Genomic DNA, 6374 nt, shown 5'->3' with positions numbered 1-6374 from the left:
ACCTAAAGCCTGCCCGCTTGGTGGCAAGATCGAAACTCTCTTAACCACCCACTTCCTAAAAGCACAAGAAGCTTTAGAGGATAGTTTAAGAAGTATTACTTTACAAGATCTATTAGATGAACTTATTAATCTATAAAATTTAAAAAGTAGGCAAACCAAGTTATAGAATTAAGAAGTAGGCAGATATATAAAAAACCAATCTATTTTATTTATTAGGAACGCTATGCGCTCCTAACTATTTTTATATATCTTTATGTAAGAATTTTTATAAATTTCTAGCTTTTTATTACTCTTTACTCTTCTCTTTTTTAGCTTTACTCTTTTGTGCTTTATCTTTTGGGCTTTCTTTCTTATCTTTGACTTCTTTTACGCTATCTTTAGCACCACCTTTTTTCTCTTTTACTTCATCACTCTTTTTACTTGTTTTTTCTTTTATCTCATCTTTTTTAGATTTTATTTTTGATTTTGTATCATCTATCTTTGTAGCACCTGATACTGATATATCTGATTTTAGATTTTCAAATGTCTTATCGCCTATACCATTTACATTTTTTATATCTTCTATTGAGTTAAATTTATTTGCTTTTCTATACTCAATTATTGCATCTGCCTTTGAAGATCCTATGCCATCTAAACTCATTAACTCTTCTTTTGTGGCGGTGTTTAAATTTATGGCTGCTAGTAATGTAGAAGCTGCTACTAATAGTGAGAATATAATCTTTTTCATTTTTGTCCTTTTTGGGTAAATTTGGGTTTGGAGTCTATCATATTTGGTGTTTTTAGTCAACACTCGCATAAAAACATAAGCTAAAAGATATTTATAAATGTAAAGATAAAAAGTCTAATTATTTAAAAATATAAATAAATTTTAGATTTGATATTTTGTTATAAATTAAGAAATAATATTAAAGGAAGATTGTTTAGATAAAGAAGATTAAAAATTAACAAAGCCCGCAACGACCTACTTTTCCAACATCCCAGTAAGGGAGAGTATCATCAGCCAGGACGAGCTTAGCTTCTTGGTTCGAGATGGAGCAAGGCGTTTCCTCGTCTGTATAGTCACGGGCAGTGTTAAATAAAAGATATATTAGATAAATCTCTTATTTAACACTACGTGTAAAGTTAAAAGTCATAAACAAAGTTTTATAAAAACATATCTTATTAAGTTTTTATCCTTAACAAGGAAGTGATGCTTATTAAAAGATAAGCAGACGAGCTATTAGTACTGGTCAGCTAAAGGACTTTCATCCATTACACACCCAGCCTATCAAACACATAGTCTATATGAGCTCTTAAAAGAAGATTCATCTTGGAGTTGGCTTCCTGCTTAGATGCTTTCAGCAGTTATCACATCCCAACATAGCTACCGAGCGGTGCTCTTGGCAGAACAACTCGTACACCAGTGGTTGGTTCGACCCGGTCCTCTCGTACTAGGGTCAACTCTCCTCAATCTTCTTACGCCCACGGCAGATAGGGACCGAACTGTCTCACGACGTTCTGAACCCAGCTCGCGTACCGCTTTAAATGGCGAACAGCCATACCCTTGGGACCTGCTCCAGCCCCAGGATGCGATGAGCCGACATCGAGGTGCCAAACCTCCCCGTCGATGTGAGCTCTTGGGGGAGATCAGCCTGTTATCCCCGGGGTACCTTTTATCCTTTGAGCGATGGCCCTTCCACACAGAACCACCGGATCACTAAGACCGACTTTCGTCTCTGCTTGACGTGTATGTCTCGCAGTTAAGCTGGCTTATGCCTTTATACTCTACGAACGATTTCCAACCGTTCTGAGCCAACCTTTGTAAGCCTCCGTTACATTTTGGGAGGCGACCGCCCCAGTCAAACTACCCACCAGACATTGTCCTACTTGAGGATAACTCAAGCTAGTTAGCTATCAGAATAAAAAAGAGTGGTATCTCAACAACGGCTCACCATAAACTGGCGTCTATGGATCAAAGCCTCCCACCTATCCTGCACATTTTTATCCCAATAGCAGTGTCAAGCTGTAGTAAAGGTCCACGGGGTCTTTCCGTCTTGCCGCGGGTAGGAGGAATTTTCACCTCCACTACAATTTCACTGGATCCCTCTTCGAGACAGCTCCCATCTCGTTACGCCATTCATGCAGGTCGATATTTAATCGACAAGGAATTTCGCTACCTTAGGACCGTTATAGTTACGGCCGCCGTTTACTCGGGCTTCGATCAAACGCTTCGCAGAGCTAACGTCATCAATTAACCTTCGAGCACCGGGCAGGCGTCACACCCTATACATCCTCTTACGAGTTAGCAGAGTGCTGTGTTTTTGGTAAACAGTCGGGAGGGACTCTTTGTTGTAACCTTCAATGCTTACGGAGTAAATCCTTCACAAAGTTAGGCACACCTTATACCGAAGATACGGTGCTATTTTGCAGAGTTCCTTGAAGAGAGTTCTTCCACGCGCCTTAGAATACTCATCCCACCCACCTGTGTCGGTTTACGGTACGGGCAACTATAACTAAACTTAGAAACTTTTCTTGGCTCGACAGTATCGGCAATTCGCTATCCATTCCGAAGAACTTCAAACGCCTGTGGGGTCTCGGCTTAAAAAGATCCGGATTTGCCTGGATCTTAACCTACACCTTTCGACTAGCACTACCATCCGCTAGCTTGCTTAACTCTAAGCGTCCTTCCATCGCACATTATAGTTGGCATTGGAATATTAACCAATTTTCCATCGCATACCCCTTTCGGACTTTGCTTAGGACCCGGCTAACCCTACGATGACGAGCATCGCGTAGGAAACCTTGGGTTTACGGCGTTGGGGATTCTCACCCCAATTATCGCTACTCATGCCTGCATGCTCACTTGTATTCGCTCCAGCACTCCTTACCGGTATACCTTCAACGCAAATACAACGCTCTCCTACCACTTAGTAAAACTAAGTCTAAAGCTTCGGTACTCATTTTAGCCCCGTTATATTTTCCGCGCAGAATCACTAGACCAGTGAGCTATTACGCTTTCTTTAAAGGATGGCTGCTTCTAAGCCAACCTCCTGGTTGTTTAAGTAACTCCACATCGTTTTCCACTTAAATGAGATTTAGGGACCTTAGCTGTTAGTCTGGGTTGTTCCCCTCTCGACGACGGATTTTATCACTCGCCGCCTGACTGCCATGATTACACACTAGGTATTCGGAGTTTGATAGGGTTTGGTACATTGGTGTATGCCCTAGCCCATTCAGTGCTCTACCCCCTAGTGTTACTACATGACGCTATACCTAAATATATTTCGGAGAGAACCAGCTATCACGATGTTTGATTGGCCTTTCACCCCTATCCACAAGTCATCCCATAGCTTTTCAACGCTAGCGGGTTCGGTCCTCCACCGGCTCTTACACCGGTTTCAACCTGCTCATGGATAGATCACATCGTTTCGGGTCTGCAACGTCTGACTAAACGCCCTATTAAGACTTGCTTTCGCTACGGCTCCGGGTTTCCTTAACCTTGCCAGACATCACAACTCGCAGGCTCATTATGCAAAAGGCAGTCCATCACCCTGATAAATCATAGGGCTCTGAATGATTGTAAGCAAATGGTTTCAGGTTCTATTTCACTCTGATCACCTCAGTTCTTTTCACCTTTCCCTCACGGTACTTGTGCACTATCGGTCTAGTAGTAGTATTTAGGGTTGGATAGTGGTCTACCCAGCTTCAGACAGAATATCACGTGTTCCGCCCTACTCAGGATACTGCTAAGTAAAACAAAGCTTTCATATACGGGAGTATCACCCTCTATGCTCAACCTTTCCAGGTTGTTCTATTAGCTAAGTTTAGTCTATATTGCAGTCCTACAACCCCGTTAGTAAACTAACGGTTTGCCCTCTTACGCGTTCGCTCGCCGCTACTAGCGTAATCTCTTTTGATTTCTTTTCCTGAGGGTACTAAGATGTTTCAATTCCCCTCGTTCGCTCCATATTAGGTAGTTAAGCTCGCGCTTAACTGGGTTGCCCCATTCAGAAATTCCCGGATCAAAGCCCCTTGACGGCTCCCCGAGACTTATCGCAGCCTGGCACGTCTTTCATCGCCTCTACTAGCCAAGGCATCCACCACTTGCTCTTTGTAGCTTACCTTTTCTATATTAGATTATTCTAATTCGCATCACTTCCTTGTTAAAGATAACTTTATGTTACTACACTTAAATTCTAACTCTCAAGACGGAAAGCATTGACCACTATTTAGATAAGTTTTAAATCCTAAATAGATTGTGATGTCAAACTTTTGCATTAAATGCAAAGAGAATAGAAATTTAAATCTTTAACAAGTCCTGTAAAATTGTTTTTAAAACTTGCTTGTGACTATTAACAATATTAATTAAAAGAACATTTAGACAAAAGCCTAATTAGAAAGTTTAAATTTTTAAGCTCTCTAATTAGACTTAATATAGTTAAACTATTTTATGGTGGAGAATAGCGGGATCGAACCGCTGACCTCCTGCGTGCAAAGCAGGCGCTCTCCCAGCTGAGCTAATTCCCCAATTAAATTCTCTGGTGGGCCTAACAAGACTTGAACTTGTGACCTCACCCTTATCAGGGGTGCACTCTAACCAGCTGAGCTATAGGCCCCTATAGGTCTATCAATCTTTCAAAACTAAACAAGGATGATTGAGAATATCTTTCTTATAGATATCTTGTGAGAGAATATCTATATGTACTCTAGAAAGGAGGTGATCCAACCGCAGGTTCTCCTACGGTTACCTTGTTACGACTTCACCCCAGTCGCTGATTCCACTGTGGACGGTAACTAATTTAGTATTCCGGCTTCGAGTGAAATCAACTCCCATGGTGTGACGGGCGGTGAGTACAAGACCCGGGAACGTATTCACCGTAGCATGGCTGATCTACGATTACTAGCGATTCCGGCTTCATGGAGTCGAGTTGCAGACTCCAATCCGAACTGGGACATATTTTATAGATTTGCTCCATCTCGCGATATTGCTTCTCATTGTATATGCCATTGTAGCACGTGTGTCGCCCCGGACATAAGGGCCATGATGACTTGACGTCGTCCACACCTTCCTCCTCCTTACGAAGGCAGTCTCATTAGAGTGCTCAGCCGAACTGTTAGCAACTAATGACGTGGGTTGCGCTCGTTGCGGGACTTAACCCAACATCTCACGACACGAGCTGACGACAGCCGTGCAGCACCTGTCTTAACATTTCTGCAAGCAGACACTCTTCTATCTCTAGATGATTTGTTAGATATCAAGTCCGGGTAAGGTTCTTCGCGTATCTTCGAATTAAACCACATGCTCCACCGCTTGTGCGGGTCCCCGTCTATTCCTTTGAGTTTTAATCTTGCGACCGTACTCCCCAGGCGGTATACTTAATCCGTTAGGTGCATTACTGCCAAGACTAGCTTAGCAACAACTAGTATACATCGTTTAGGGCGTGGACTACCAGGGTATCTAATCCTGTTTGCTCCCCACGCTTTCACGCATTAGCGTCAGTTGAGTTCCAGCAGATCGCCTTCGCAATGGGTATTCCTGGTGATCTCTACGGATTTTACCCCTACACCACCAATTCCATCTGCCTCTCCCTCACTCTAGATTACCAGTTTCCCAAGCAGTTCTATGGTTAAGCCATAGGATTTCACAAGAGACTTGATAATCCGCCTACGCGTCCTTTACGCCCAGTGATTCCGAGTAACGCTTGCACCCTCCGTATTACCGCGGCTGCTGGCACGGAGTTAGCCGGTGCTTATTCGTTAGGTACCGTCATTATTCTTCCCTAACAAAAGGAGTTTACGCTCCGAAAAGTGTCATCCTCCACGCGGCGTTGCTGCTTCAGGGTTTCCCCCATTGAGCAATATTCCCTACTGCTGCCTCCCGTAGGAGTCTGGACCGTGTCTCAGTTCCAGTGTGACTGATCATCCTCTCAGACCAGTTATGCGTCATAGCCTTGGTGAGCCATTACCTCACCAACTAGCTGATACAATATAGCCTCATCCTACACCGAAAAACTTTCCCTATCTAACTTATGTAAGACAGGAGTATAGAGTATTAGCAGTCGTTTCCAACTGTTGTCCTCTAGTGTAGGGCAGATTAGCTATACATTACTCACCCGTGCGCCACTAACTCATAAGAGCAAGCTCTTACTTGTCCGTTCGACTTGCATGTATTAGGCACGCCGCCAGCGTTCACTCTGAGCCAGGATCAAACTCTCCATATTAATTACCTATCTAATAGACAGGATTTTTATTATGAAGTTTTTAATCAAAAAAACTTTTAGTTTTTATATTAGTTTGTCTAATCTATTATTTAATCATAATAGACTGGCTCAATCGATCACTTGTTTAGATTTCAAAGATTGACTAATAGTTTAACAATTGTAAGTTAAAAGAAC

Annotated in this window: 1 protein-coding gene, 2 tRNA genes and 3 rRNA genes; all 6 read right to left on the bottom strand. The window is 42.5% G+C overall.

Annotated features, from left to right (window positions below; all coding sequences use genetic code 11):
- Nucleotides 1-286 precede the first annotated feature (286 nt).
- Nucleotides 287-727, bottom strand: a complete 441-nt coding sequence (locus tag CYP64_RS10515; RefSeq protein ID WP_103648905.1) for a helix-hairpin-helix domain-containing protein — start codon at nt 725-727, stop codon at nt 287-289.
- A gap of 221 nt (nt 728-948) precedes the next feature.
- A 5S ribosomal RNA gene (gene rrf, locus CYP64_RS04985) occupies nt 949-1067 on the bottom strand.
- Between the two features lie 132 nt (nt 1068-1199).
- Nucleotides 1200-4103: ribosomal RNA gene (locus CYP64_RS04980) — 23S ribosomal RNA — on the bottom strand.
- A 327-nt stretch (nt 4104-4430) separates the two neighbouring features.
- Nucleotides 4431-4506, bottom strand: a tRNA-Ala gene (locus tag CYP64_RS04975).
- 12 nt (nt 4507-4518) lie between these two features.
- Nucleotides 4519-4595: transfer RNA gene (locus tag CYP64_RS04970), tRNA-Ile, on the bottom strand.
- 94 nt (nt 4596-4689) lie between these two features.
- Nucleotides 4690-6200, bottom strand: a 16S ribosomal RNA gene (locus CYP64_RS04965).
- The 16S, 23S and 5S rRNA genes sit together here with 2 tRNA genes alongside, the layout of an rRNA operon.
- Between the last annotated feature and the right edge of the window lie 174 nt (nt 6201-6374).

It is taken from the genome of Campylobacter concisus (assembly GCF_002913945.1).
In the GTDB taxonomy this organism is placed as follows: Bacteria; Campylobacterota; Campylobacteria; order Campylobacterales; family Campylobacteraceae; genus Campylobacter_A; species Campylobacter_A concisus_P.
The sequence above is the reverse complement of the archived record's forward strand: the minus strand, read 5'-3'. Positions and strand labels throughout refer to the sequence as shown.